A 26,234-nucleotide genomic window follows, 5' to 3' on the forward strand; every position below is an offset into this window, starting at 1 on the left:
CTGGCATACCTATTTGCTATTTGAACTGTATGTCCCCAGAGAACTGAAGCGCTTTTCCTACACTTTGCTCTTCACATCAATCCCAGCTCAACGCCCCACCAGTCTGATACTCGATCACGCGGGTCTCGAAGAAGTTCTTCTCCTTCTTGAGGTCCATGATTTCGCTCATCCAGGGGAAGGGGTTGGTGGCGCCCGGGTATTCTTCCTTGAGGCCGATCTGGGTCAGGCGGCGGTTGGCGATGAACTTGAGGTAGTCCTCCATCATCGCCGCGTTCATGCCCAGTACGCCGCGGGGCATGGTGTCGCGCGCGTATTCGATCTCCAGCTGGGTGCCCTGGAGGATCATCTGGGTGGCTTCGTCCTTCATCTGGGCATCCCAGAGGCTCGGGTTCTCGATCTTGATCTGGTTGATCATGTCGATGCCGAAGTTCAGGTGCATGGACTCGTCACGCAGGATGTACTGGAACTGCTCGGCGGTGCCGGTCATCTTGTTGCGGCGACCCATGGAGAGGATCTGGGTGAAACCGCAATAGAAGAAGATGCCTTCCAGTACGCAGTAGTAGGCGATCAGGTTCTTGAGGAACTGTCGATCGGTCTCCGGGGTGCCGGTCTTGAACTCGGGGTCGGAGATGGAACGGGTGTACTTCAGGCCCCAGCTCGCCTTCTTCGCGACGCTCGGGATCTCGTGGTACATGTTGAAGATCTCGCCTTCATCCATGCCCAGCGACTCGATGCAGTACTGGTAGGCGTGGGTGTGGATCGCCTCTTCAAAGGCCTGGCGCAGGATGTACTGGCGGCACTCGGGGTTGGTGATCAGGCGGTAGACGGCCAGCACCAGGTTGTTGGCGACCAGGGAGTCGGCGGTGGAGAAGAAGCCGAGGTTGCGCTTGACGATGCGGCGCTCGTCCTCGGTGAGGCCGTCCGCGCTCTTCCAGGTTGCGATGTCGGCGTTCATGTTCACTTCCTGGGGCATCCAGTGGTTGGCGCAACCATCCAGATACTTCTGCCAGGCCCAGTCGTACTTGAAGGGCACGAGCTGGTTGAGGTCGGCGCGAGCGTTGATCATCTGCTTGTCGCCGACGTGCACGCGGGCGGAGGAGCCTTCCAGGTCGTCCAGGCCTTCCTGGATGTCCAGCTCGTTCAGCGCGGCCTTGGCACGGGCCACGGCGTCGGAATCGTCGGCGGACAGGGCGCGGGCGTCATGGACCAGGGCGTCGCCCTCGGAATCCAGGCGCTCGGTCTGAGCGGGCGCCTGCTGGCCAGCGGCCTGGGCGGGCTTGGCGGGGGTGGTGTCGTCGTCTTTGTCGAATTCTTCCCAGTTCAGCATGGGGTGTCTCCTGGGTGGCTGTGCGGTGGGGGCGGGGCGGCGTGGCCCTCACCCTAGCCCTCTCCCAGGGGGAGAGGGGATAAAGAGCAGCCCTCTACTGGGAGAGGGCTTGGGGTGTTACTGGCAGGCTTCGCACTCGGGATCGTCGAGGCTGCAGGCCTTGGGCACCGGAGCCGGTGCGGGGGCAGGAGCAGCTTCGGCTTTCTGGGCCGGGGCGGGGGCCGCGCTGGCCTGGACCCCGGTGATGGGATCGGCGCTCACGGCGTTCAGCTTGCCGGTGTTGATGGTGGACTTCTCGGTGCTGGTGGCGGCCAGGGCACGGAGGTAGTAGGTGGTCTTCAGACCACGGAACCAGGCCATGCGGTAGGTCACGTCGAGCTTCTTGCCCGAGGCGCCGGCGATGTACAGGTTCAGCGACTGCGCCTGGTCGATCCACTTCTGGCGACGGCTGGCGGCCTCGACGATCCACTTGGTCTCCACTTCGAAGGCGGTGGCGTACAGGTCCTTCAGATCCTGCGGGATGCGCTCGATCTGCTGCACGGAGCCGTCGTAGTACTTGAGGTCGTTGACCATCACCGAATCCCACAGGCCGCGGGCCTTGAGGTCGCGTACCAGGTAGGGGTTGATGACGGTGAATTCGCCCGAGAGGTTCGACTTCACATAGAGGTTCTGGTAGGTCGGCTCGATCGACTGGGACACGCCGGTGATGTTGGCGATGGTCGCGGTCGGGGCGATGGCCATGATGTTGGAGTTGCGGATGCCTTTCTTGGCACGCTCGCGCAGCGGGGCCCAGTCCAGGGTCTCGGACAGGTCGACCTCGATGTACTTGGCGCCGCGCTCTTCGATCAGGCGCTTCTCGGAATCGATCGGCAGGATGCCCTGGGACCACAGCGAACCCTGGAAGCTGGAGTAGCTGCCACGCTCTTCGGCCAGGTCACAGGAGGCCTGGATGGCGTAGTAGCTGATCACTTCCATGGAGGTGTCGGCGAACTGCACGGCGGCATCCGAGCCGTAGGCGATGTGCTGCAGGTACAGCGCATCCTGGAAGCCCATGATGCCCATGCCGACCGGACGGTGCTTGAGGTTGGAATTCTCCGCCTGGGGCACCGAGTAGTAGTTGATGTCGATGACGTTGTCGAGCATGCGCACGGCGGTCTTGACGGTGCGGGCGACCTTGGCCACGTCCAGCTTACCGTCGACGATGTGGTTCACCAGGTTCACCGAACCCAGGTTGCACACGGCGATCTCGTCCTTGTTGGTGTTCAGGGTGATCTCGGTGCAGAGGTTGGAGCTGTGCACCACACCTACGTGCTGCTGCGGGCTGCGCAGGTTGCACGGGTCCTTGAAGGTCAGCCACGGGTGGCCGGTCTCGAACAGCATGGACAGCATCTTGCGCCAGAGGTCCTTGGCCTTGATGGTCTTGTGCAGCTTGAGCTTGCCGTACTCGGTCAGGGCTTCGTAGTACTCGTAGCGCTCTTCGAAGGCCTTGCCGTAGAGGTCGTGCAGATCAGGCACGTCGGCGGGGGAGAACAGGGTCCAGTTGCCGTCCTCGAAGACGCGCTTCATGAACAGGTCGGGGATCCAGTTGGCGGTGTTCATGTCGTGGGTACGACGACGGTCGTCACCGGTGTTCTTGCGCAGTTCGAGGAATTCCTCGATGTCCAGGTGCCAGGTTTCCAGGTAGGCGCAGACCGCGCCCTTGCGCTTGCCGCCCTGGTTGACCGCCACGGCGGTGTCGTTGACCACCTTGAGGAAGGGCACGACGCCCTGGCTCTTGCCGTTGGTGCCCTTGATGTAGGAGCCCAGGGCACGTACTGGGGTCCAGTCGTTGCCCAGGCCACCGGCGAACTTCGACAGCATGGCGTTATCGTGGATGGCGCCATAGATGCCGGACAGGTCGTCGGGTACGGTGGTCAGGTAGCAGCTGGACAGCTGCGGACGCAGGGTGCCGGCGTTGAACAGGGTCGGGGTGGACGCCATGTAGTCGAAGCTGGCCAGCAGGTTGTAGAACTCGATGGCGCGGGCTTCCTTGTCCTTCTCCATGTGCGCCAGGCCCATGGCCACGCGCATGAAGAACAGCTGCGGCAGCTCGAAGCGGGTGCCGTGGCTGTGCAGGAAGTAGCGGTCGTACAGGGTCTGCAGACCCAGGTAGGTGAACTGCTGGTCGCGCTCGTGATCGATGGCGGCGCCCAGGCGTTCCAGATCGAAGCTGGCCAGTTTCGGGTCCAGCAGCTCCAGCTCCACGCCCTTGGCGACGTAGGCGGGCAGGGCCTTGGCGTAGAGGTCGGCCATCTCGTGGTGGGTGGCGGACTCGGCGACGCCGAGGAAGCTCAGGCCTTCGGCGCGCAGGCTGTCCAGCAGCAGGCGAGCGGTGACGTAGGAGTAGTTGGGCTCACGCTCGACCAGGGTACGGGAGGTCATCACCAGGGCGGTGTTGACGTCCTTCTCGGCCACGCCGTCGTACAGGTTCTTCAGGGTTTCCTTCTGGATCAGCTCGCCGTTCACCTCTTCGAGACCTTCGCAGGCTTCGCTGATGATGGTGTTCAGGCGACCCATGTCGAGCGGCTGGGTGGTGCCGTCGGCCTTGGTCACGCGGATGCTCGGGTGCGGCTCGGCGATGTCGCTGGCGGCGCCCTGCTTGCGCTCCTGGCTGCGGGCCTCACGGTAGATCACATAGCTGCGGGCGACCTTCTGCTCGCCGGCGCGCATCAGCGCCAGTTCGACCTGGTCCTGGATCTCTTCGATGTGGATGGTGCCACCGGAGGGCATACGGCGCTTGAAGGTGCTGCTGACCTGGTCGGTGAGCTGCTTGACGGTGGTGTGGATGCGCGAGGAGGCTGCAGCGGTACCGCCTTCCACGGCGAGGAAAGCCTTGCTGATGGCCACGGTGATCTTGTCGTCGGTATAGGGGACGACGGTACCGTTGCGCTTGATGACGCGCAGTTGACCGGGGGCAGTGGCGCCCAGGTCCTGGCTGTCATCTTGCGCCGGGCGGCCCTGCTGGGCTTGCTCGCGGGTCAGGTCGGTGTGCATGCGGAACTCCCTTGATCGGAAAGAGGGGATCGTCGGCGAGCCGGCGATCCGGAAGAGTGTTGGCCCTGGGCCTGCGCGACGACTGCCTGTCGCGCCATTAGCAATGAAGATTCCAACGAAAAGCCGTATCGGCACCGATTCCCGAGGGAGCCGGCGTTCGGGGTCAGGGACCCTGGAAATTCATGATTCGGGCGACAGGATAAGCCCTCCTCGCTAGGGAAGACAGTCTTGACAGAGGGGTGTTTCGCCGTCCCAGGCTATACCGACGAACTGCTATATATGGTGGTGCGGGGGTGCAAAGGCCACTAGATGTCGCGTTTGTCACGTTTTCAGCTGTGGATAAGACGTGGATAAGCTGTTCGGGACTGGGGGGTATCCTGGGGGTGGTACCCGGTCAGTGCGCGTGAAGGCTGGGATCAGAGCGAGGTGGTCAAATAACGTACAACGTGGCGGAACCGGCATGACAAAAGCGTCGAGGGATATACCGGTTCGCTATGAGCACTTTCTCCACCATAAGAAAACGTTCGATGGCCGCTGCGACGTTCTGCCCCGGCCAACCTCCGCGGACCTCATCGACCAGAGAACCCTTCCTCTATAGGCATCCCTCAGTGCCGAGGCGCGACCAGCGTCAGCAACCGCTGTTGCTCGTCCAGGCGGAAGTGACCGCGCAGGGATGTCCCGGCGGACCAGCGCGGCGAGAGATCGAGCAGCAGACGGATGTCGAAGGTACCGCCGGGATCGGTGCCAAGGATCTCGGCATCCTGGAAGAAGAACATCTGCTCGACCTGGGGGTGCAGCGCCTTGAACAGACTTTCCTTGGCGGAAAACGCCAGGGTGATGGCAAAGGCCTGCCGATCTTCGTCCAAAGCCTGCACGCTTTCCCGTTCGGCCGGAGTGAGGATCTGGTCGGCCAGACGTAGCGCCTTGGCCGGTTCGAGCAGAGTCTCCACATCCAGACCGAGACCCAGGTAGTCCCGGGCGCTGCCCACCACCGCGGCTGCCCAGCCATGGCTATGGGTGATGGCGCCGACCCAGCCGGTTGGCCAAGCGGGTCCGCGGTCCGTGGTGCGATGGCCGGGCACGACTGCAGTACCGCTCAGCTGGCGCAGCGCCTCGCGAGCGCAGAGGCGCCCGGCCAGGTATTCGGCCTGGCGCTTGGCCACGGCGCGGCGGATGTTGTCTGGGGGCAGGGCGCCCAGGCGCAGGGCGTCGCGCTCGAAGCTCATCTGGGCGGGATCGAAACGGCAGTGCAGCAGGCTCAGGGAGGCAAGTTCCGCCGCCAGGGGCGGTAGCGGCTCGGGCGCTGTGCAGCAGCCGGGCAGGTCGGCGGGGGGCAAGGCAGGCATCTCAGCCGACTACTCGTGGAGGGTAGCTACGGATCACGACAGGCTCCGAGGGAAGGGCGCGCAAAGGATAGCCGACTACCGGCTCTGGCTGGCGGAAAACCGCCTCGGACGGTGGGGGATTTCCGCCCCTTTTCGTCGGGTGGCGAGGTTCCGCCCGCCGCGGGCTACTAGACTTTTGGCTGAAAGGTGCATGAAAGCTGGCCTTTTGATTGCGCAGCCAAAAGTGGAACGACGATTGCTTAGGTTTAGCCAGATATTGGCGTCACCGTCGCGCGGCCGCCAGATCCACAACAAAAAGCTCTCAGGATGAGAGAGCCAACATCAGTCAGGTGCCCACTCAGACAGGACGTCAGGCAGTGGCCACAAGGGAAAGAGCCATGACAGCAACCGTCGACACAACAACTACTACAGCTCCCGCGCCCAAGCGACCCGTCAAGCAGCCGATCTACAAGAGCCTGTACTTCCAGGTAATCGTGGCGATCGTCCTGGGTATCCTGCTCGGCCACTTCTATCCCCAGACCGGCGCAGCCATGAAGCCGTTGGGCGACGGTTTCATCAAGCTGATCAAGATGGTCATCGCGCCCATCATCTTCTGCACCGTGGTGACCGGCATCGCCGGCATGCAGAACATGAAGGCCGTGGGCAAGACCGGCGGCATGGCGCTGCTGTACTTCGAGATCTTCTCCACCATCGCACTGCTGATCGGCCTGATCGTGGTCAACGTCGTCCAGCCGGGCGCCGGCATGAACGTCGACGTCAGCACCCTGGACACCAAGGGCGTCGCGGCCTACGCGGCAGCTGGCGAGAAGCAGAGCACCATCGACTTCCTGATGAACATCATCCCGTCGACGGTCGTCAACGCCTTCGCCACCGGTGAGATCCTACAGGTCCTGTTCTTCGCCGTGCTGTTCGGCTACGCCCTGCATCGCCTGGGCGAGACCGGTCAACTGGTGTTCAACTTCATCGACCGCATCTCCCACGTCTTCTTCAACATCATCAACGTCATCATGAAGCTCGCCCCCATCGGCGCCTTCGGTGCCATGGCGTTCACCATCGGCAAGTACGGCGTCGGCACCCTGGTGCAGCTGGGCTACCTGATGGCCTGCTTCTATATCACCTGCCTGCTGTTCGTGCTGGTGGTGCTGGGCGCCGTGGCGCGCATGCACGGCTTCAGCATCCTCAAGTTCATCAAGTACATCCGTGAAGAACTGCTGATCGTGCTGGGTACCTCGTCCTCCGAGTCCGCCCTGCCGCGCATGCTGACCAAGATGCAGAAGCTGGGCGCCGAGAAGTCGGTGGTTGGCCTGGTGATCCCCACCGGCTACTCCTTCAACCTCGACGGTACCTCCATCTACCTGACCATGGCTGCGGTGTTCATCGCCCAGGCCACCAACACCCAGATGGACATCACCCACCAGATCACCCTGCTGCTGGTGCTGCTGATCTCCTCCAAGGGCGCCGCAGGCGTCACCGGTAGCGGCTTCATCGTGCTGGCCGCCACCCTGTCCGCTGTCGGTCACGTACCGGTCGCTGGCCTGGCGCTGATCCTGGGTATCGACCGCTTCATGTCCGAAGCCCGCGCCCTGACCAACCTGGTCGGCAACGGCGTGGCCTCCATCGTGGTCGCCAAGTGGTGTGGCCAGCTGGACGAGCAGACCCTGAAGACCGAACTCGCTCGCGGCCCGAACGCCGTCGAAGTCGAGGAAGCTCGCCAGACTGCCTGAGCCTAGCGCGAGGACCGCTCCTGGAGCGGTCCCTCCGGCAAGTGCGAAACGCCCGTATCGAAAGATGCGGGCGTTTTCTTTTGCCTTGGATTTGCTGAGGGAGGGACGCAGACACTGTGCCCTGGCGGAAACGCCGAGCGATCAATTGGCTGGGGTTGCCTCAACCGCCGGCCAGGGTGCCTGAGCTGCGGCTCCATCACGCTCTTGGGTGGCAGCCAGGATGCAGTGGAAAGCAGGGGGGCGCTGTATGCGGGCCTTGCGAGCGTCGTCTTGCCGGAGGACGAGCAGGCGCAGGGAAGGTGACCAGGCTGCGTGGTCGCAGGCAGGTTGCCGAAGCAGAGGGGGAAGGGGCCGGGTAATAGCAGGAGGAGGGGTGAAGCGCTGGCAGACCGCCAGCGCTTCGGGGTGGATCAGCGACGCAGGCTGGGACGGTAGCCCATCACGCCGTAGAACAGGATGTAGAGGTAGCAGACCAGGGGGATAAGGAAGGAGGGCAGCAGGCCGATGGTATCAGCGAAGTAGCCCTGGATGGCCGGCACCAAGGCGCCGCCGACGATACCCATGCACAGCAGACCCGAACCCTTGGAGGTGAACTTGCCCAGGCCCTTGAGCGCCAGGGAGAAGATGGTCGGGAACATGATGGAGTTGAAGAAGCCGATGGCCAGGAGGGCCCACATGGCGACCTTGCCGCCTTGCAGCACGGCCACGGCCAGCAGCACGCCGATGGCGATGGCGTTGAAGCTCAGCACCAGGTTCGGCCGCACCTTGGTCATGATCACGCCGCCGATGAAGCGACCGACCATGGCGCCACCCCAGTACAGCGACAGGTACTTGGCGGCGGTAGCGGCGTTCAGGCCGGCCACGTCCGGGCTTTCCATCAGACTCACCAGGTAGCTGCCGATGGACACTTCGGCGCCCACGTACATGAAGATGCCGACCACGCCGAGCAGCAGGTGACGATAGGCCCAGACGCTGTTGGCGGCCAGGGCGTTCTCGTCGGTGGTGTTGTCCTGTTCGGTGTCCTTGATCTGCGGCAGGCGGAAGAGGCCGATGATCACCGCCAGGGCGACCAGCATGCCGGCCAGGATCAGGTAGGGCAGCTGCACCGAATGGGCGGCGGAGTCTTCACCGACCAGCGCCAGGATGGTCACCGCGCCCACCAGTGGGCCGACGGTGGTGCCCAGGGAGTTGAAGGCCTGGGTCAGGTTGAGGCGCGAGGCCGCGGTTTCCGGCTTGCCGAGGATGGTGACATAGGGATTCGCCGCTACCTGCAACACGGTGATGCCGGCCGCCAGTACGAACAGGGCGGTCAGGAAGAAGCCGTAGGAGTGGGCTCCGGCCGCCGGGTAGAAGAGCACGCAACCAACGCCGGCAGTGAGCAGGCCGACGATGATGCCCTTCTTGTAGCCCAGGCTTTCCACCAGGCGACCCGCCGGGAAGGAGACGATGAAGTAGGCGGTGAAGAAGCAGAACTGGATCAGCGAGGCCTGCAGGTAGCTGAGGGTGAAGACCGCCTTGAGGTGGGGGATGAGGATGTCGTTCAGCGAGGTGATCAGGCCCCACATGAAGAACAGCATGGTGAGGACGATCAAGGGTCCGCGGTAGCTCTGGTTTTGATTGTGCATTGGGGCTCCATGGGTACAACAGTTTCTTGTTTCTGCCCGCGATTCTCGGACAGCGCTGTCTAGGGCGGCTGCGCAGACACAGCGAAGCGGCGCGAGATTAAGCTATTCGCGCTGCTGAATCCATTCTTCCTGGAGGTTCGCAGGCGAAGTGCCGGCGCCTTCGACCGCGGGGCCAGTGACCGGTTCAGCGGGGCACGGCGCAGAAATGAAAAACGGCGCCAGAGGCGCCGTTTGGGTCACACAAGTGAGGGCTATCAGCCCTGCCAGCGCTTGAGTACCAGGGTGGCGTTGGTGCCGCCGAAGCCGAAGCTGTTGCTCATGACGAGGTCCAGCTTAGCGTCTTCCTTGGTCTCGCGCAGGATCGGCAGGTCAGCGACTTCCGGATCCAGTTCGTCGATGTTGGCCGAGCCGGCGATGAAGTTGCCTTCCATCATCAGCATGCAGTAGATGGCCTCATGGACACCGGCGGCGCCCAGGGAGTGGCCGGACAGGCTCTTGGTGGAGCTGATGGCCGGCGCCTTGTCACCGAACACGGCGCGTACGCCCTTGATCTCGGCCACGTCGCCCACCGGGGTGGAGGTGCCGTGGGTGTTCAGGTAGTCGATCTCGCCGTCGACGGTGGACAGCGCCTGCTGCATGCAGCGGATGGCGCCTTCGCCGCTCGGGGCGACCATGTCGTAGCCGTCGGAGGTCGCGCCGTAGCCGACGATCTCGGCATAGATCTTGGCGCCACGGGCCAGGGCGTGTTCGAGTTCTTCGACCACCACCATGCCGCCGCCGCCAGCGATGACGAAACCGTCACGCTTGCTGTCGTAGGCACGGGAAGCCTTTTCCGGCGTCTCGTTGTAGTCGCTGGAGAGCGCGCCCATGGCATCGAACAGCATGCTCTGGGTCCAGTGCTCTTCCTCGCCGCCGCCGGCGAAGACCACGTCCTGCTTGCCGAGCTGGATCTGCTCCATGGCCAGGCCGATGCAGTGAGCGCTGGTGGCGCAGGCCGAGGCTACGGAGTAGTTCAGGCCCTTGATCTTGAAGGGGGTGGCCAGGCAGGCGGAGACCGTGCTGCTCATGGTCCGGGTCACGCGGTAGGGACCGACGCGCTTGACGCCCTTCTCGCGCAGGATGTCCAGGGCTTCCATCTGGTTGAAGGTGGAAGCGCCACCCGAGCCGGCGATCAGGCCGGTGCGAGGGTTGGAGACCTGGTCTTCGGCCAGACCGGAGTCCTTGATCGCCTGCTCCATCGCCAGATAGGCGTAGGCAGCGGCATCGCCGACGAAGCGCTTGACCTTGCGGTCGATCAGTTCTTCGAGGTTCAGGTCGATGGAACCGGAAACCTGGCTGCGCAGACCCATTTCGGCATATTCCGGATTGTGACGGATGCCGGCACGGCCTGCGCGCAGGTTGGCGGAAACGGTGTCTTTATCATTGCCCAGGCACGAAACGATACCCAGACCGGTAATGACGACGCGACGCATGCGAAAAGCCCTTAGAAGCTATCGGTGGAAGTGAACAGGCCGACGCGCAGACCTTCGGCGGAGTAGATCTCGCGGCCGTCCACGCTAACGGTGCCATCGGCGATGGCCAGAATCAGCGACCTGTTGATGGTGCGTTTGATATGAATATTGTAGGTGACCTTCTTGGCAGTCGGCAGTACCTGGCCGAAGAACTTCACTTCGCCAGAGCCCAGGGCGCGACCGCGACCCGGATTGCCCTGCCAGCCAAGGTAGAAACCGACCAGCTGCCACATGGCATCCAGGCCCAGGCAGCCCGGCATCACCGGATCACCTTCGAAATGGCAACCGAAGAACCAGAGGTCGGGACGGATATCGAGTTCCGCCACCAGTTCGCCCTTGCCGTATTTCCCGCCTACCTCACTGATATGCGTGATCCGATCGATCATCAGCATGTTCGGTGCGGGCAATTGGGCATTGCCCGGACCGAAGAGCTCGCCACGGCTGCAGCGCAGCAAGTCTTCGTAGGTAAAGGCGTGTTGTTTGGTCATGCAAGCTCCTGTAGCTGGCCTAGGTCCAGGCTCTGGCGACTCCGAAGGTCGCTCTGGGTATGGCTTCGTGTAGCAGTAGACTGCCGGGGCATCGGGAAAGTCACAGGCCAGCGCCCCGCTCGTTAACGGACCATTGTGCACTTTCCGCAGTCAATTCTCCATCCTGGGCCGCGCGAGCGGCTACCGTATACTGGCGAGGAGGCCGCGCGATCGCGGTGATGACGAGAGTTTCGATGACAGTCCAATCCCCCATCGCCGTCCTGGGTGGCGGCAGTTTCGGTACCGCCCTGGCCAATCTGGTCGCCGAGAACGGGCTGCCGGTGCGTCTGTGGATGCGCGATCCGCAACAGGCCGAGACCATCCGCCGCGAGCGCGAGAACCCCCGCTACCTGAAGGGTATCAAAGTGCACGCCGCGGTCGAGGCCACCAGTGATCTGCCGGGCGCCATCCAAGGCTGCGAGCTGATCCTGGTCGCGTTGCCATCGAGCGCGCTGCGCCAGGCGCTGGCGCCCATCGCCCAGCAACTGGAGGGACGTTTCCTCGTCAGCACCACCAAGGGCATCGAGGCGCATTCCTTTATGCTGATGAGCGAGATCCTCGCGGAAATCGTGCCGCGCGCGCGCATCGGCATCATCTCCGGTCCTAATCTGGCCCGCGAGATCGCCGAGCATCAGCTCACCGCCACCGTGGTGGCCAGCGAGGACGAAGCCGTGTGCCGGCAGGTCCAGGCGGCACTGCACGGCCGTACCTTCCGCGTCTATGCTAGCGCCGATCGCCTCGGCGTCGAACTGGCCGGCGCCCTGAAGAACGTTTACGCCATCATCGCCGGCATGGCCGCGGCCCTGGCGATGGGCGAGAACACCCGCAGCATGCTGATCACCCGGGCCCTGGCCGAGATGACCCGCTTCGCCGTGCAGCGCGGCGCCAATCCCATCACCTACCTCGGCCTGGCCGGGGTCGGGGACCTGATCGTGACCTGCTCGTCGGAGAAGAGCCGCAACTACCGGGTGGGTCACGCCCTCGGGCGGGGACTGACCCTGGACGAGGCGGTGGCGCAGATCGGCGAGACCGCCGAAGGCGTCAACACCCTGCGCGTGCTCAAGGAAAAAGCGGATGAGCTGGGCGTCTACATGCCCCTGGTCAACGGCCTCTATGCGATCCTGTTCGAGGGTCGCAGTTTGGGGCAGGTGATCGAGGCCCTGATGGGCGGTGAGCCCAAGACCGATGTCGATGTGGCGGACGCCGCCCTCGTTTGAGCCGCTACACTGTCTGAAAAGAGGAATTCCCATGTCCCAACCCGAGCATTCCCGCGAGCTGCTAGGCCTGCGCCTGATCTGGATGCTGCTGTTCCTGTTCGTCTGGCTGGGTGCGCAGTACGTGCTGGCGGTGGTGGTGCTGGTTCAACTGGTGGTGCGCCTGATCAAGGGCGAGGCCAACCCCGGGCTGATCGCCTTTGGCGCGGCCCTGGGTGCCTATCTGGCGCAGATCGTCCGCTTCGGCACCTTCGCCAGCGAAGTGAAGCCCTGGCCCTTCGCCGACTGGCCGGCCACCGAGCCCGCCGACGATCGCTCCGCCACCGCGCCATGAAGCTCTGGCTGCTGCGGCATGGCGAAGCCGAGGCGCGGGCGTCCAGCGACGAGCTGCGCGAGCTGACCATGGCCGGGCGCGCCGAGGTGTTGCGCAGCGCCCTGCAACTGCAGGGTGCCCAACTGCAGCTCATCCTCGCCAGTCCCTACGTACGGGCGCAGCAGACGGCGGCTCTGGTTCAGCAGCAACTGGGCTGGCCAGGCAAGGTGCGCAGTGCCTCCTGGGCCACGCCCGACGGCGAGCCGGAACGCGCCCTGGACGAGCTGGAGCGCCTGGGCGTGGAGGAGCTGCTGCTGGTGACCCACAATCCCTTCGTCGCTGAACTGGCCGGCTGGTTGCTGCACGGGCATCGGCAGGCACCGGTAGCCATGGGCACCGCGTCCCTGCTGTGCCTGGAGGCGCCGCTGTCCCTGGCCGGCGGTTTCGAGCTGGTCAGTCACTTCCATGGCTGACGCCCTTGCAAGGAAAGTACATGAGCATCTGGCAGACCCTTCCGGATCCTGAGGACCTCGGGCGTGCGCTCGAAAATACCCTCGCAGAACACCTGGACATGCGCATCGAAGCCTGGGACGACAGCAGCCTGACCGCCAGCATGGTGGTCGACCGGCGTACTCACCAGCCCATGGGGTTGCTGCATGGCGGCGCCTCGGTGGCCCTGGCGGAAACCGTGGGCTCGATCGCCAGCATGCTCTGCGTGGATCGTTCGCGCTTCTATTGCGTGGGTCAGGAAATCAACGCCAACCACGTGCGCGGCGTGCGTTCCGGGCGGGTAACGGCGGTCGCGCGGCCCCTGCACCTGGGGCGCAGCAGCCATGTCTGGGACATCCGCCTGAGCGATGAGGAAGGACGCCTGACCTGCGTATCGCGGCTGACCGTGGCGGTGGTCCCGCTGCAACGGGACGCCTCCTAGACATGGCCAGCGTCTGGCTGGCAGGGGAGGCAAGCACATGACGGCCCAGGTGCAGGAGCTGCGCCTGGAGCTGCCTCATATCGAGCTGAGCGCCCGGGTGTTCGGCCCGGAAGACGGCTATCCGGTGCTGGCGCTGCATGGCTGGCTGGACAATGCCATGACTTTCGCCCAGCTCGCCCCACGGCTGCAGGGTCTGCGCATCGTCGCGCTGGACCTGCCCGGGCACGGGCTGTCGGCGCATCGTCCCGCTGGCGTCGGATATGCCATCCAGGACTATGGACTGGATGTGCTCGCTGCCGCGCGGCAACTGGGCTGGGACCGCTTCGGCCTGCTCGGGCACTCCATGGGCGCCATCGTCGGCGTCATCGCTGCCGCGGCCCTGCCGGAGCAGGTCGAGTGCCTGGCGTTGATCGATGGTCTGCTGCCCTACACCACGCCGGCGGAGGAGACGTCGGAGAAGCTCGGCAAGGCGCTGCTCGCCGAGCTGGAACTGCCCAATCGACGCAAGCCGGTCTATGCCACGGTGGAAGGCGCCGTGGCGGCGCGGCTGAAGGGGGCGCTGACGGTCAGTCGCGAAGCCGCCGAGTTGCTCGCCGAGCGCGGCTTGATGGCGGTGCCGGGTGGCTATACCTGGCGCTCCGATCCGCGCCTGCGGCTGCCCAGTCGGATGCGTTTCACGCCGGAGCAGGCGGCTGCCTGCCTGGACGCCGTGCGCTGCCCGACGGCGCTGGTGGTGGCCGCGGGCGGCCTCGTGGCGCCCCATGCCGAGGCCATGCGCCTGGCACGGCAGCAGCCACACTTCAGCCTCCATGAGCTGCCGGGCGGGCACCATCTGCACCTGGACGATGCCGCGGGCGCCCAGGCCGTCGCAGATTGTTTCAATGCCTTCTTTGCCGCCAGCACCGGGCGCAACGAATAATGCGGCATGCCTAGCCGTCCGTTCTGCCTCAGCACCACTCTCGTCCGCCGATCCCTACTGATCGGCCTGCTGTTTTCCACCTGTGGTGTGCAGGCAGCCGTGCTGCCCGAAATCGCGCCCATGGATCATGCCCAGCTCGTTCGCGAAACCGGACCGGCAACCGCCGAGCGCCTCTATCCGCTGGGGCCGGCCAGTCGCATCGGCGGTCGCCTGCGCCTGGAGGATTCCTTGCAGGTGGAAGGCGAACTCCAGACCCAGACGTTCGAGCTGGCCCCTGGGCATCCGCCACTGGCACGGCTGGACAGCGAACGCCAGCGCCTGCAGCAGCAGGGCGCGACGCTGCTCTATTGGTGCGAGGGGCGTGACTGCGGCGCCAGCAGCGTCATCGCCAACAGCCTGCTGGGCGAGGCCATGCTGTTCGGGCCCGACGACCAGCAGGGTCTGCTGGTATTGCAGCTGGCGGAGCCACAGACGGTGCTGACGCTCTATGGCATCACCCGGGGCAACCGCCGCGGCTACCTGCATGCCGAGCGGCTGCAGGCCGGCCAACCCCTGCCCGAGTTGTTGCCGAGCGCTGCCACCCTGCTCAAGGAATTGCAGCGCGACGGTCAGCTGCTGCTGCCCGCCCTGGAGCGGACGCCGGAGCAACCCTGGATCGCCCGCCTGGCGGCGGCCCTGGCGCTCAATGGCGATGTCGCCGTGACCCTGGGCGGCGACCAGGCCATGGCCTGGCAGAGCGTCCTGCGCGAGGCGGGAATCCGCGCGCCGCGACTGCAGACCGAGGCCAGCCGCGCTGCCGGGCTCTATCGCCGCTAGACGTCGTTGACGTAGCGGGTCCGCCCCGCGCCCAGACCAAAGAGCGTGGCCAGCACGGCGATCAGGGTGAAGAGCACGCCCATGGGTGCCCAGTCGTGGGTGGCGTCATGGAGGATGCCCACCAGCAGCGGGCCGAGCGAAGCCAGGCTGTAGCCCGCGCCCTGGGCCATGCCCGACAGCCGCCCGGCGGTTTCCGCATCCCGCGAGCGCAGCACCAGCAGGGCGAGCGCCAGGCTGAAGGTGCCGCCCTGGCCCAGGCCGAGCACGACGGCCCACAGCCAGAGACTACCCAGCGGCGCATAGAGGCAGCCCAGCAAGCCGGCGAGGGTCAGGCTCATGGCCACCACGATGGCCAGGCGCTGGTCTCGGCCGCGGGTCGCCAGCCAGGGGGCGGTGAGGGCGCTGACCAGCTGGGTCATCACCGAACCCGACAGCATCAGACCCGCCTGCACCATGCCCAGGCCGCGATCCATCAGCAGGGTCGGCAGCCAGCCAAAGACGATATAGGCCAGCGACGACTGCAAGCCCATGTACAGGGTGATCTGCCAGGCCAGTCGGTTGCGCCACAGCGAACCGCCGGCACCCCGGCGCGGTGCGATGGTGGGCGGCTGGCGCAATTGCGGCAGCCAGACCAGCAGGGCCACCACGGCGACCAGGGCCCAGGTGGCGAGAGCAGGTTGCCAGCGGCCGTCGAAGGCCGTGGCGAGGGGCGCGGTGGCGCCTGCGGCCACGGCGGCGCCAATGCACAGCATCATGGTGTAGAGCCCCATCAACTGGCCGGCCTGGGCGGGAAAGTCGCGCTTGACCAGGGCTGGCAGCAGCACGCCGAGGATGCCGATGCAGGCGCCGGCGATCAGGCTGCCAAGAAACAGCCCCAGGGGTGGCAGCAGACTGCGCAGGACGATGCCGCCGGCGAGCAGCGCCAGGATGGCGCCCAGGGTACGTTCGCTGCCCCAGCGGCGCGCCAGGCGCGGGGCCAAGGGCGCGAATAGCCCCAGGCAGAGTACCGGCAGGGTGGTGAGCAGGCCGATGGCGCTGCTGGAAAGGCCCGTGCTGGCTTCGATCTGCCGCAGCAGGGGTGCCAGGCTGGAGAGGGCCGGGCGCAGGTTGAGGGCGATGAGCATGAGGCTGGCGAGCAGCAGACCGCGTTGCCAGGGCGTGAGGTGGGACGTCGCTGAAGAAGACATGAGCACTGCTATGACCGGGGAAACCGGCAATGCTAGCGCACCCTGGCCATAACGCACGGCGCTTCCGTTCGCTACCCTTCAGCGGGAAAAAATAGTTGGCGGACCGGCTAAAAAATCGCCAGTTCGTCCATCGCCGCACCGCCGCTCGCTTGTCCGGGGTCGGCCGGAGGTTTTCCACGAGGTTATCCACAGCAACTGTGGATTACCGCCAGAAAACAGTCCTTTTGCTTTGGCTGGCGATCTGTTAGGCGCGGTCGTTCCCCGCCGGCTGACAGGCATTTGCTACTATTACGCCCCTTCGCGCTGGCTGTCGAACCAGCGCCACCGCTGAACCGGAGTAACGATGACCGATCCCATTCGCCTCACCCAATACAGCCACGGTGCCGGTTGTGGTTGCAAGATCGCCCCCAAGACCCTGGAGACCATCCTGGCCGGCAGCGGGGCCCAGCATCTGGATCCGCGGCTGTGGGTGGGCAATGCGTCGCGCGACGATGCGGCGGTCTATGGTCTGGATGACGAGCGTGGGGTGGTCTCCACCACCGACTTCTTCATGCCCATCGTCGATGACCCCTTCGATTTCGGTCGCATCGCCGCCACCAATGCCATCAGCGACATCTATGCCATGGGTGGTGACCCCTTGCTGGCCATCGCCATCCTCGGTTGGCCGGTCAATGTGCTGCCGCCGGAAGTGGCGCGCGAGGTCATCGCCGGCGGTCGGCGGGTCTGCGACGAGGCCGGCATTCCCCTGGCCGGCGGCCATTCCATCGACGCGCCCGAGCCGATCTTCGGCCTGGCCGTGACCGGGATCGTGGAGAAGCGCCACCTCAAGCGTAACGACACCGCGACCTTGGGCAGTCGTCTCTATCTGACCAAGCCGCTGGGCATCGGCATCCTCACCACCGCCGAGAAGCGCGCCCTGTTGCGGCCGGAGGATCGCCATCTGGCGCGTGACACCATGTGCCAGCTCAATCGTCCCGGCAGCCGTTTCGGCCGCCTGGCCGGGGTGACGGCGATGACCGACGTCACTGGCTTCGGGCTGCTCGGCCACCTGGTGGAGATGGCCGACGGCAGTGGCCTGACCGCCGAACTCGACTTCGCCGCCATTCCCCGTCTCGACGGGGTGGATTTCTATCTGCAGCAGGGCTGCGTGCCCGGCGGCACCGAGCGCAACTTCGACAGCTACGGCAGCCGCATCGCCCCGCTGGACGAGGCCCGCCGCCAGCTGCTGTGCGATCCCCAGACCAGTGGCGGCCTGTTGGTGGCCGTGGCCCCCGAGGGCGAGGCGGAATTCCTTGGCGTGGCCGCGGAGCTGGGTCTGGCCCTGCAACCCATAGGGCAACTGGTGGCTCGGCGCGCCCATGCGGTCGAGGTGGCTTGATGAACCAGCGTGAGGATGCCCGCGACCTGCGAGCGCTGTTCCTGAGCGATGTACCCCTGATCGATGTCCGCGCCCCGGTGGAGTTCGGCAAGGGTGCCTTTCCCCAGGCGACCAACCTGCCATTGATGAACGACCTGGAGCGCCAGCGCGTGGGCACCCGCTATAAGCAGCAGGGCCAGCAGGCGGCGTTGCAACTGGGTCATCAACTGGTGTCCGGTGCGGTCAAGGAGGCGCGCATCCAGGCCTGGGCCGATTTTGCCCGGGCCCATCCGGAGGGCTATCTCTATTGCTTCCGCGGCGGCTTGCGCTCGCAGATCAGCCAGGAATGGCTGCGCAGCGAGGCCGGCATCGCCTATCCGCGGGTGGTGGGTGGCTACAAGGCCATGCGCACCTTCCTTATCGACACGCTGCAGCAGGCCCTGGCCGAGTGCCGCTTCGTGGTGGTGGGCGGCATGACCGGTACCGGCAAGACCGAGGTGGTGGCCCAACTCGACAACGCCGTCGACCTCGAAGGGCATGCCAACCACCGCGGTTCCAGTTTCGGCAAGCGCGCCACGCCGCAGCCGGGCCAGATCGATTTCGAGAATCGCCTGGCCGTCGATCTGTTGCGCCGCCGCCAGGCGGGGCAGGGGCAGTTCGTGCTGGAAGACGAGTCACGGCTGGTCGGTCGCTGCTCCTTGCCGTTGGAATTGCACCAGGGCATGCAGCAGTACCCGCTGGTTTGGCTGGAAGACAGCCGGGAAAATCGCATTGAGCGCATCCTGCGCGACTACGTCATCGACCTGGCGGCGGAATTCCTTGCCCTGCACGGGCCGGAGCAGGGCTTCGCGTTGTTCGCCGAGCAGCTGCGCAAGAGTCTCTCCGGCATCGCCAAGCGCCTGGGTGGCGAACGCTTCCAGCGCCTATCGACCATTCTCGAAGACGCCCTGGCCGAGCAGGAGCGCTCAGGCGACGTTGCCGCGCATCGTGGCTGGATCGAGGGCCTGCTGGCCGAATACTACGATCCCATGTATGCCTATCAGCGCGAGAGCAAGGCGTCGCGGGTGATCTTCAGCGGCGACCAGGCTGCGGTGGTCGAGTTTCTGCGCAATCGAGGCTGAACAGCGGCCACGGTTAGCGGTCTACGCTGCGGTTATCCGGCCGTTCCGGCCGGTCACAGGTCGCAAGGAGAAAAAGAGATGAAAGCGAAACTGGTTCCCGTCCTGGTCGCTACGTTGGCTACCGTGGTGCTCGCGGGATGCTCGGGCAAGGTGGTCAATCGCGACAGCTGCGCCAGCCAGACCCGCTCCGCCTGGCAGGAACTCGACCTGGCCAAGGCCGAAGGCTTTTCCGGCACCGTGAGCTATTCCAAGGCGCTGGCGCTGCTGTCCACCGCCAAGACCCAGCAGCAGGTCGAGGCCTACACCGGTTGCGTGAAGAATGCGGAAAAGGCGCGCTTCTATATTCGCGAGTCTCGCGCCGGTCGTTGATCGTTCGTGCGACTGGCAAACGGCCGCCATCCAAAGCGACGTCGGCATAACCGAGTGCGACGGATAGCGGCTCGTTAGCCCCCCAGCCCCTCAAGAATCGGCTTCTGCGGACGACAGCGTTGGTAGAACTCATTCCGTTGGGGTGCCGTATGAAAGGGATTGCCCGCTATCGCCTGGCCAATTGGCGAACCGCGACCAAGCTGGCGGTGGGCTTTGCTCTGGTGCTGCTGCTGACACTGGTGGTGGCCCTCCAGGGCGGCCTTGCGCTCAAGGATGTCGAGCATCGTTTCGGTTCCCTGCGCGACATGGCGGCGATCAACCGGCAGGTGATGCAGGTGCGCGCCCTGGAGCAGGGCTTTCGCCTGAGTGGCGAGGCCGCCCAGGCCGAGCACCTGCGGCAGGCCCTGCCGGTGGTACTCGAGCGGTTGGGGCAGTTGCAGGCGGAGGTGGGCAATGCCAACGCTGCCGATATCGATGCCGCCCGCGAGGCCACCAAGGCCTATGGTGCCGCCTTCGCCGACTTCGAGCGCCTCAATACCTCGCGCCGTCTGGCCATGGAAGGGGCGGCCTTCCTGGTGGAGGGCGCGGCCAACAGCCTGGATATCCTCCAGTCCGGTCTGCTGGATGACGGCGCCTATGCGCTCAAGGATTCCGCTGGCAAGCAGGGCGCCGAACTCCTGACCCTGTCGCAGCAGGTCGGCGAACTCTATCGCCTGATGCTCAAGAGCCTCGACGAAGCTCAGGCACGGGCAGGCAAGAACACGGTGGACGACCAGCCCTTGCCCTCGGCCAGTGCCGCCCTCGAGCTACTGGCCAAGGTGGAGCCGCAGCTGAGCGATCCGGCCTATTCCTCGGTCATCCAGGACGTCTCCACCAATATCAAGGAATTCATCCGCCGCCTGGGCGACTATGCCGCCGCCCTGGCCCAGGAGCAGACCGCCGGTGCGCGGATGACCAGCCTGGCCGAGGCCGCCGTGGAGCGGGTCGATGCCCTTTATGGGCAACAGGAAGCCGAGTTGCAGGCGATGATGACCAAGCGCCTGCTGACCATCGGCGGCGTCGCGCTGCTGGCGCTGATCGTCGGTGCCCTGGCCGCGCTGATCATCACCCTGGCCATTGTCCGCCCGCTGCGCAAGGTGATCGCTGCCGCCGAACGCATCGCCCAGGGCCAGCTGGATGTCGAGTTGACCGTGGATCGCGGTGACGAGATCGGCCAGCTGCAACGTTCCAGCGCCAGCATGGTGGCGGCGCTGCGCGGCATGGTTCTGCAACTGCAGAATGGCATCGGCCGACTAGGCCAGTCTGCCGCGGCCCTGGCCGAGCAGGCCCGGGATGCGCAACTGGGCGTGACCCGCCAGCGCGAGGAAACCGATCAGGTGGCGGCGGCCATGGCTGAATTGGCCGCCACCGCCCAGGGCGTCGCCGCGGACGCCGAGGCCGCCGCCGGTGCCGGCGACCAAGCCGAGCGCCAGGTCAACGACGGCCAGGCGGTGATCGGCCGCAGTCTGGCCGGTATCGAGACCCTAGGGGTGGACGTCCGGGCAGCTGCCGAGCGCCTCGAAGGCGTGTCCCACGACAGCCAGGCGATCAGCAGTGTGCTGGACGTGATCAAGGCAGTGGCCGAGCAGACCAACCTGCTGGCGCTCAACGCGGCCATCGAAGCGGCCCGCGCCGGTGAGCAGGGGCGAGGGTTTGCTGTGGTCGCCGACGAAGTCCGCGCCCTGGCGCGCCGTACCCAGCAGTCGAGTGTCGAGATCGAGCAGCTCATCGTGGTGTTGCAGAAGGGCAGTGGCGAGGCGGTCGCGCGGATGCAGCAGAGCGAGACCCTGCTGGCCGGTACCCTGGGCAGTGCCAGCGATACCCGGCGGGCCTTCGCCGGTATCGCCACGGCGGTGGCCAGCATCCAGCAGAAGAATCAGCAGATCGCCGCGGCGGCCTTGCAGCAGCGGGGCGTGGCCGAAGAGGTGGCGGTCAATGTCACCCGGATTCGCGACGGCGCCGATCAGTCCAGCCAGGCGATGGCGGCGACGGCGTCAGCCAGTCGGGAGCTGGCCGAGCTGGGCGACGAGCTCTCGCGACTGGTGCAGCGCTTCCACGTCTGACCGAACCCGCTACTGGGCGTTGAGCGCCTGCCCGGTGGTGCCTCGACTGTCGGGGCCGAGCAAGTAGAGATAGACCGGCAGGATGGCCTCCGGCGCGGGCACCCGGGCAGGATCTTCCTCGGGATAGGCCGCCGCGCGCATGGCGGTGCGGGTGCCGCCCGGGTTGACGCTGTTGACCCGGATGCCGGCTTCTCCAAGCTCCTCGGCCCACACCTGCATCAGGCCTTCGGTGGCGAACTTGGACACCGAATAGGCGCCCCAGCTGGCCCGTCCCTTGCGACCGACGCTGCTGGAGGTGAAGATCACCGAGGCCGCATCGGCGGCCCTGAGCAGCGGCAACAACGCCTGGGTCAGGGCGAAGCCTGCCTGGACGTTCACCTGCAGCACCTGCGCCAGGGCCGTGGCGGAGGTTTCTTCCAACGGCATCCGCGGTCCCAGCAGGCCGGCGTTGTGCACCAGGCCGTCCAGGCGGCCATGACTTCGCTGCAGGCGCTCCGCCACGACGGCATAGGCCGCCGCGTCAGCCTGTTCCAGATCCAGTACCAAGGCCTCGACCTGGCCACCGCTGGCCTGGATATCCTGGCACGCCGCATCCAGCGCCGCGGCATCGCGACCCTGGAGGATGACCTTGGCACCCAGGGCCGCACAGCCCTTGGCCAGGGCGGCGCCGATGCCGCGGTTGGCGCCGGTGACGAGGATGACGCGGTCTTTCAATAGCTCGGCGGGAGCCTGGTAGTCGAACATCTGAACCTCTAGCAGCCGCACAGCGCGCGATCGAGCAGGGCGCGCAATTCCAGCGGGTGGTCGATGATGGCGTCGGCACCCCAGTGCTCGGGGTGGTCGTCCGGATGGATGTAGCCGTAGCGTGCCGCCACCGTCTTGCTGCCGGCGGCGCGGCCCGACTCGATGTCGCGCAGGTCGTCACCGATGAACAGGGCGGTCTGGGGATCGACATCCAGTTGCCGACAGGCCAGCACCACCATCTCCGGGTCCGGCTTGCTGTGCGTGACGTGATCCGGGCAGACCAGGCAGGCCGAGCGTTCGGCCAGGCCCAGGCGCTGCATGATCGGCTCGGCGAAGCGCACCGGCTTGTTGGTCACCACGCCCCAGCGCAGCCGGGCGGCGTCGAGATCGCGCAGGATCTCGTCCATGCCCTCGAACAGCCGGGTGTGGTCCGCACAATGCTCCTGGTAGCGTTCGAGAAACTCCAGGCGCAGGGGCTCGAGCTCGGCGCCCAGGGGGTCGACCTCGAAGCCGGCCAGGATCATGGCCTTGGCGCCACCGGAGATGACGCCACGCAGGCGGGGCTCTTCAGCGGGCGCAAGGCCTCTGTCCTGGCGCATGGCCTGGAGGATGGCGATGAAGTCCGGCGCCGTGTCCAGCAGGGTACCGTCCATGTCGAAGAGGACCGCTTGCAGACGCATGGCCTAGTCCTCGCGCTGGGTGCGCACCATATAGTTCACCGTCACATCGCCTTCCAGTTTGTATCTCTTGGTCAGCGGGTTGTAGGTGAGGCCGATGACGTCGCGCAGGTTGAGGCCGGCGGCGCGCGCCCAGGCACCCAGTTCCGAGGGGCGGATGAACTTGCGGAAATCGTGGGTACCGCGTGGCAGCAGGCGCAGCACGTACTCGGCGCCGACGATGGCGAAGAGATAGGCCTTGGGATTGCGGTTGATGGTGGAGAAGAACACCTGGCCACCCGGCTTGACCAGGTCGTGGCAGGCCTTGATCACCGAGGAGGGATCCGGCACGTGTTCGAGCATTTCCAGGCAGGTCACGATGTCATAGGTGCCAGCATGCTTGCGCGCGTGGTCCTCGGTGGTCTCTTGGATGTAATCGACCGGCACACCGGATTCCAGCTGGTGCAAACGCGCCACCGCCAGGGGCGCCTCGGCCATGTCGATGCCGGTCACCTGGGCGCCGCGCTGGGCCATGGCCTCGCTGAGGATGCCGCCACCGCAACCCACGTCCAGCACCTTCTTACCGGCCAGGCCGGCGTGTTGATCGATCCAGTTGACGCGCAGCGGGTTCATGTCGTGCAGCGGCTTGAATTCGCTTTCGCGATCCCACCAGCGGTAGGCGAGGGCCTCGAACTTGGCGATCTCGGCGTTATCGACGTTGGACATGGGGTTCTCCAGAGGCAAGGGAGCAGGGCGCGTCAGGCGCCCTGCTGGATACGGGTGGCCCACTGCTGCGCATTGGCTATGAGTTCGGCCTCGTCCAGGCGCACGAGTTCGCTCTGGCGCAGCAGCGGCACGCCGCCGACCCAGACGTCGCTGACGCGGTCCCGGCCGGTGGCATAGATGAGTTGCGAGACGGGGTCATAGAGCGGCTGCTGGGCGAGACCGCCGAGGTCGACGGCAGTCAGGTCGGCGGCCTTGCCGACTTCCAGCGAACCCAGGCAGCGCTCCAGGCCCAGGGCGCGGGCACCGTTCAGGGTCGCCATGCGCAGCGCGCGATGGGCGTCCAGGGCAGTGGCCGAGCCGGCGACGGCCTTGGCCAGCAGAGCGGCGGTGCGGGTTTCGCCGAGCAGGTCGAGATCGTTGTTGCTGGCCGCACCATCGGTGCCGATGGCCACGTTGACGCCGGCCTGCCAGAGGCGCTCCACCGGGCAGAAGCCGCTGGCCAGCTTGAGGTTGGACTCGGGGCTGTGGATGACGTGGCTGTTGGTTTCGACCAGGTTTTCCAGATCCTCGTCGTCCACCTGGGTCATGTGCACGGCCTGGAAACGCGGACCGAGCAGGCCCAGGCGCCGCAGCCGGCTGAGCGGCCGCTCGCCGGTCTGCTCCAGCGCCTGTTCCACCTCGAAGGCGGTCTCGTGCACGTGCATCTGGATCGGTGCCTGCAGCTGCTCGGCCAGCACCAGGATCTCTTCGAGCTTGGCGTCGGCCACGGTATAGGGCGCATGGGGACCGAAGGCCACGCTGATGCGCTCGTGCAGCTTCATGTCGTCGAACAGCTCCAGGCCACGACGGATCATGTCGTCCGCCGTGCGGGCGCCGGGAATCGGGAAGTCGAGGATCGGCAGGCAGACCTGGGCACGCACCCCGGTGCGATGGATCGCCTCGCAGGCCACCTGGGGATAGAAGTACATGTCCGAGAAGCAGGTGATGCCGCCACGGATCTGCTCGGCGATGGCGAGGGTGGTGCCGTCGCGGACGAAATCCTCGTCGACCCAGCGGCCTTCGGCCGGCCAGATGTGATCCTGCAGCCAGGTCTGCAGCGGCAGGTCGTCGGCCATGCCGCGAAACAGCGTCATGGCGGCGTGACCATGGGCATTGATCAGCCCGGGGATCAGCACCTTGCCCGGCAGCTCCAGGGTTTCCTTCGCCGGCTGGCGCAGGGCCTCGGCGCGCGGGGCGAGCAGGGCGATGCAGCCATCGCGCACCCCCAGGGCGTAATCGCGCAGGACCACCCCGGCAGGCTCCACCGGCACGATCCAGCTGGGGAGCAACAAGAGGTCCAGGGGCGCGGGGGTGGGCATCGGCGACGATTCCAAGAGGGGCGAGCCGGCAGTATAGCGGTCCTTGTGGCGCTACCGCTAAATCCGCGCGCCGATGCCGGTATACTGGCGGGCTACAGATTCAGGTCGAGGAGAGATCATGCGAGAGCGTCTGCTGGCGGCGGAAAAGATCAAGGCGATCGACTGGCGAGACGGTGCCCTGCACCTGCTCGACCAGCGCCTGTTGCCGCTGCGCGAACACTGGGTCGCCTGTCACAGCGCCGCCGAGGTGGCCCAGGCCATCCGCGACATGCTGGTGCGTGGTGCGCCCGCCATCGGCATCAGCGCCGCCTACGGCGTGGTGCTGGGCGCCCGGCAGCGCGCCGCGGCGGGTGAGGACTGGGAGGAGACCGTCAGCGCCGACTTCGAGCTGCTGGCGGCGTCGCGGCCCACCGCGGTCAACCTGTTCTGGGCGCTCAACCGGATGCGCGAGCGCCTGACGCGCGCGACCGGGGAAGGCGCCCTGGCGGCGCTGGAAGCCGAGGCGGTGGCCATCCACCTGAGCGATCGCGAAGCCAACCTGACCATGGCCCAGCTGGGCGTCGAACTGATCCGCAAGCACGACGCCAGCAAGCAGACCTTCCTCACCCATTGCAATACCGGCGCCCTGGCCACCGGCGGCTTCGGCACCGCCCTGGGCGTGCTGCGCGCGGCGCACCTGGACGGCCTGGTGGAATGCGTCCACGCCGACGAGACCCGTCCCTGGCTGCAGGGCTCGCGGCTCACCGCCTGGGAGCTGGCCGGGGAGGGCATTCCGGTCAGCCTCAACGCCGATGCCGCGGCGGCGCACCTGATGAAGACGCGCAACGTCGCCTGGGTGATCGTCGGCGCCGATCGCATCACCGCCAATGGCGACGTGGCCAACAAGATCGGCACCTACAACCTGGCGGTCATCGCCATGCACCACGGGGTGCGCTTCATGGTGGTGGCGCCCAGTTCGACCATCGACATGAATCTAGCGTCCGGTGACGACATCCCCATCGAGGAACGCGCCGGTCGCGAATTGCTCGAAGCCGGTGGCCAGCGCATCGCCGCGGATGTGGACGCCTTCAATCCGGTGTTCGACGTCACCCCGGCCGATCTCATCGACGCCATCGTCACCGAGCGCGGCGTGGTGGAGCGTCCGGCCGCCAAGAAGATGGCCGAGTTGATGAATCGCCGACGCCTGCATTGAGGTGATCGCCAGGGGCGGATACTTCCCTGAATGTGTTAGAATTTCGCTCTTTGCACAGGCTTTGTTCGAAAGCCCTCGGCAGGCGGTGATGCAGTGCTGAAAACCGGTCGGGGCGCCCTTTGCGCCGCCGGTGACG

23 protein-coding genes and 1 pseudogene are annotated in these 26,234 nt (G+C 65.9%); 13 read left to right on the forward strand and 11 right to left on the reverse strand.

Annotation, left to right across the window (positions count from 1 at the left end):
* Nucleotides 1-76: 76 nt before the first annotated feature.
* The 3 genes from BMZ43_RS14985 to BMZ43_RS14995 all read right to left on the reverse strand — a co-directional run bounded on the left by BMZ43_RS14985 (nt 77) and on the right by BMZ43_RS14995 (nt 5,706).
* On the reverse strand, nt 77-1,327 hold the full coding sequence (locus BMZ43_RS14985) for a ribonucleotide-diphosphate reductase subunit beta (RefSeq protein ID WP_093254700.1): 1,251 nt from the start codon (nt 1,325-1,327) through the stop codon (nt 77-79).
* 117 nt (nt 1,328-1,444) lie between these two features.
* The gene (locus BMZ43_RS14990; protein ID WP_093254703.1) at nt 1,445-4,360 is read right to left on the reverse strand and encodes a ribonucleoside-diphosphate reductase subunit alpha; all 2,916 of its coding nucleotides are present in this window, start codon (nt 4,358-4,360) and stop codon (nt 1,445-1,447) included.
* Nucleotides 4,361-4,965: 605 nt separating this feature from the next.
* Nucleotides 4,966-5,706 (reverse strand): 4'-phosphopantetheinyl transferase family protein, encoded by a 741-nt coding sequence (locus tag BMZ43_RS14995; protein WP_093254706.1) that lies wholly within the window; start codon nt 5,704-5,706, stop codon nt 4,966-4,968.
* Between the two features lie 377 nt (nt 5,707-6,083).
* On the opposite strand from BMZ43_RS14995, the gene BMZ43_RS15000 reads away from it, so the two are divergent.
* On the forward strand, nt 6,084-7,430 hold the full coding sequence (locus BMZ43_RS15000) for a dicarboxylate/amino acid:cation symporter (RefSeq protein ID WP_093254709.1): 1,347 nt from the start codon (nt 6,084-6,086) through the stop codon (nt 7,428-7,430).
* Between the two features lie 410 nt (nt 7,431-7,840).
* Here BMZ43_RS15000 and BMZ43_RS15005 read toward each other — a convergent pair whose 3' ends face one another.
* From BMZ43_RS15005 to fabA, 3 genes are all read right to left on the reverse strand, one after another.
* Nucleotides 7,841-9,055, reverse strand: coding sequence for a sugar MFS transporter (locus BMZ43_RS15005; protein ID WP_093254711.1), 1,215 nt, complete (start codon nt 9,053-9,055; stop codon nt 7,841-7,843).
* A gap of 254 nt (nt 9,056-9,309) precedes the next feature.
* Nucleotides 9,310-10,527 carry a beta-ketoacyl-ACP synthase I gene (fabB, locus tag BMZ43_RS15010; RefSeq protein WP_017641974.1) on the reverse strand — a complete coding sequence of 406 codons (1,218 nt, stop codon included), beginning with the start codon at nt 10,525-10,527 and terminating at the stop codon, nt 9,310-9,312.
* A gap of 11 nt (nt 10,528-10,538) precedes the next feature.
* Nucleotides 10,539-11,054, reverse strand: coding sequence for a 3-hydroxyacyl-[acyl-carrier-protein] dehydratase FabA (fabA, locus tag BMZ43_RS15015; RefSeq protein ID WP_007160484.1), 516 nt, complete (start codon nt 11,052-11,054; stop codon nt 10,539-10,541).
* Between the two features lie 233 nt (nt 11,055-11,287).
* Here fabA and BMZ43_RS15020 point away from each other — a divergent pair, with 233 nt between their 5' ends.
* The 6 genes from BMZ43_RS15020 to BMZ43_RS15045 are packed head-to-tail and all read left to right on the forward strand — an operon-like array spanning nt 11,288 to nt 15,286.
* On the forward strand, nt 11,288-12,310 hold the full coding sequence (locus tag BMZ43_RS15020) for an NAD(P)H-dependent glycerol-3-phosphate dehydrogenase (RefSeq protein ID WP_093254713.1): 1,023 nt from the start codon (nt 11,288-11,290) through the stop codon (nt 12,308-12,310).
* Nucleotides 12,311-12,341: 31 nt separating this feature from the next.
* A complete protein-coding gene (locus BMZ43_RS15025; protein WP_093254715.1) occupies nt 12,342-12,641 on the forward strand; it encodes a DUF4389 domain-containing protein in 300 nt (99 codons plus the stop codon).
* A complete protein-coding gene (gene sixA / locus BMZ43_RS15030) occupies nt 12,638-13,093 on the forward strand; it encodes a phosphohistidine phosphatase SixA (protein WP_093254717.1) in 456 nt (151 codons plus the stop codon). The genes BMZ43_RS15025 and sixA overlap by 4 nt, the downstream gene beginning before the upstream one ends.
* A gap of 20 nt (nt 13,094-13,113) precedes the next feature.
* Complete coding sequence (locus BMZ43_RS15035) at nt 13,114-13,551, forward strand: hotdog fold thioesterase (protein WP_064308386.1); 438 nt, start codon at nt 13,114-13,116, stop codon at nt 13,549-13,551.
* Nucleotides 13,552-13,588: 37 nt separating this feature from the next.
* Nucleotides 13,589-14,470 carry an alpha/beta fold hydrolase gene (locus BMZ43_RS15040; protein ID WP_093254720.1) on the forward strand — a complete coding sequence of 294 codons (882 nt, stop codon included), beginning with the start codon at nt 13,589-13,591 and terminating at the stop codon, nt 14,468-14,470.
* A 6-nt stretch (nt 14,471-14,476) separates the two neighbouring features.
* A complete protein-coding gene (locus BMZ43_RS15045; RefSeq protein ID WP_093254722.1) occupies nt 14,477-15,286 on the forward strand; it encodes a DUF4892 domain-containing protein in 810 nt (269 codons plus the stop codon).
* Here the strand turns inward: BMZ43_RS15045 and BMZ43_RS15050 are convergent.
* Nucleotides 15,283-16,473 (reverse strand): CynX/NimT family MFS transporter, encoded by a 1,191-nt coding sequence (locus BMZ43_RS15050; protein WP_256204551.1) that lies wholly within the window; start codon nt 16,471-16,473, stop codon nt 15,283-15,285. The genes BMZ43_RS15045 and BMZ43_RS15050 overlap by 4 nt on opposite strands.
* Nucleotides 16,474-16,816: 343 nt before the next feature.
* Between BMZ43_RS15050 and selD the strand changes: the two genes are divergently transcribed.
* The 5 genes and pseudogenes from selD to BMZ43_RS27430 all read left to right on the forward strand — a co-directional run bounded on the left by selD (nt 16,817) and on the right by BMZ43_RS27430 (nt 21,422).
* Nucleotides 16,817-17,851 (forward strand): selenide, water dikinase SelD, encoded by a 1,035-nt coding sequence (gene selD, locus BMZ43_RS15055; RefSeq protein WP_017641981.1) that lies wholly within the window; start codon nt 16,817-16,819, stop codon nt 17,849-17,851.
* The gene (gene mnmH, locus BMZ43_RS15060; RefSeq protein ID WP_017641982.1) at nt 17,851-18,951 is read left to right on the forward strand and encodes a tRNA 2-selenouridine(34) synthase MnmH; all 1,101 of its coding nucleotides are present in this window, start codon (nt 17,851-17,853) and stop codon (nt 18,949-18,951) included. The genes selD and mnmH overlap by 1 nt, the downstream gene beginning before the upstream one ends.
* A gap of 78 nt (nt 18,952-19,029) precedes the next feature.
* Nucleotides 19,030-19,320, forward strand: coding sequence for a hypothetical protein (locus BMZ43_RS15065; RefSeq protein ID WP_017641983.1), 291 nt, complete (start codon nt 19,030-19,032; stop codon nt 19,318-19,320).
* Nucleotides 19,321-20,348: 1,028 nt separating this feature from the next.
* A pseudogene (locus BMZ43_RS27425) lies at nt 20,349-20,537 on the forward strand (HAMP domain-containing protein); the annotation flags it as partial.
* A gap of 42 nt (nt 20,538-20,579) precedes the next feature.
* On the forward strand, nt 20,580-21,422 hold the full coding sequence (locus BMZ43_RS27430) for a methyl-accepting chemotaxis protein (protein ID WP_371913884.1): 843 nt from the start codon (nt 20,580-20,582) through the stop codon (nt 21,420-21,422).
* Nucleotides 21,423-21,431: 9 nt separating this feature from the next.
* Here the strand turns inward: BMZ43_RS27430 and BMZ43_RS15075 are convergent, their stop codons facing one another.
* From BMZ43_RS15075 to BMZ43_RS15090, 4 genes are read right to left on the reverse strand one after another with little or no spacing between them, the layout of a single operon-like run.
* Entirely contained in the window at nt 21,432-22,166 is a 735-nt protein-coding gene (locus BMZ43_RS15075) for a YciK family oxidoreductase (protein ID WP_064308380.1), read from the reverse strand.
* An 8-nt stretch (nt 22,167-22,174) separates the two neighbouring features.
* Nucleotides 22,175-22,846: an N-acetylmuramic acid 6-phosphate phosphatase MupP gene (gene mupP, locus BMZ43_RS15080; RefSeq protein ID WP_093254729.1), complete on the reverse strand. Its 672-nt coding sequence runs from the start codon at nt 22,844-22,846 to the stop codon at nt 22,175-22,177.
* A 3-nt stretch (nt 22,847-22,849) separates the two neighbouring features.
* Nucleotides 22,850-23,548 carry a bifunctional 2-polyprenyl-6-hydroxyphenol methylase/3-demethylubiquinol 3-O-methyltransferase UbiG gene (gene ubiG / locus BMZ43_RS15085; protein ID WP_093254733.1) on the reverse strand — a complete coding sequence of 233 codons (699 nt, stop codon included), beginning with the start codon at nt 23,546-23,548 and terminating at the stop codon, nt 22,850-22,852.
* Nucleotides 23,549-23,580: 32 nt separating this feature from the next.
* The gene (locus BMZ43_RS15090) at nt 23,581-24,906 is read right to left on the reverse strand and encodes a TRZ/ATZ family hydrolase (protein WP_093254736.1); all 1,326 of its coding nucleotides are present in this window, start codon (nt 24,904-24,906) and stop codon (nt 23,581-23,583) included.
* A gap of 118 nt (nt 24,907-25,024) precedes the next feature.
* On the opposite strand from BMZ43_RS15090, the gene mtnA reads away from it, so the two are divergent.
* Complete coding sequence (gene mtnA, locus BMZ43_RS15095) at nt 25,025-26,098, forward strand: S-methyl-5-thioribose-1-phosphate isomerase (RefSeq protein ID WP_093254738.1); 1,074 nt, start codon at nt 25,025-25,027, stop codon at nt 26,096-26,098.
* Nucleotides 26,099-26,234: the final 136 nt, after the last annotated feature.

It is taken from the genome of Pseudomonas sp. Snoq117.2 (assembly GCF_900110545.1).
Taxonomy (GTDB): domain Bacteria; phylum Pseudomonadota; class Gammaproteobacteria; order Pseudomonadales; family Pseudomonadaceae; genus Chryseomonas; species Chryseomonas benzopyrenica.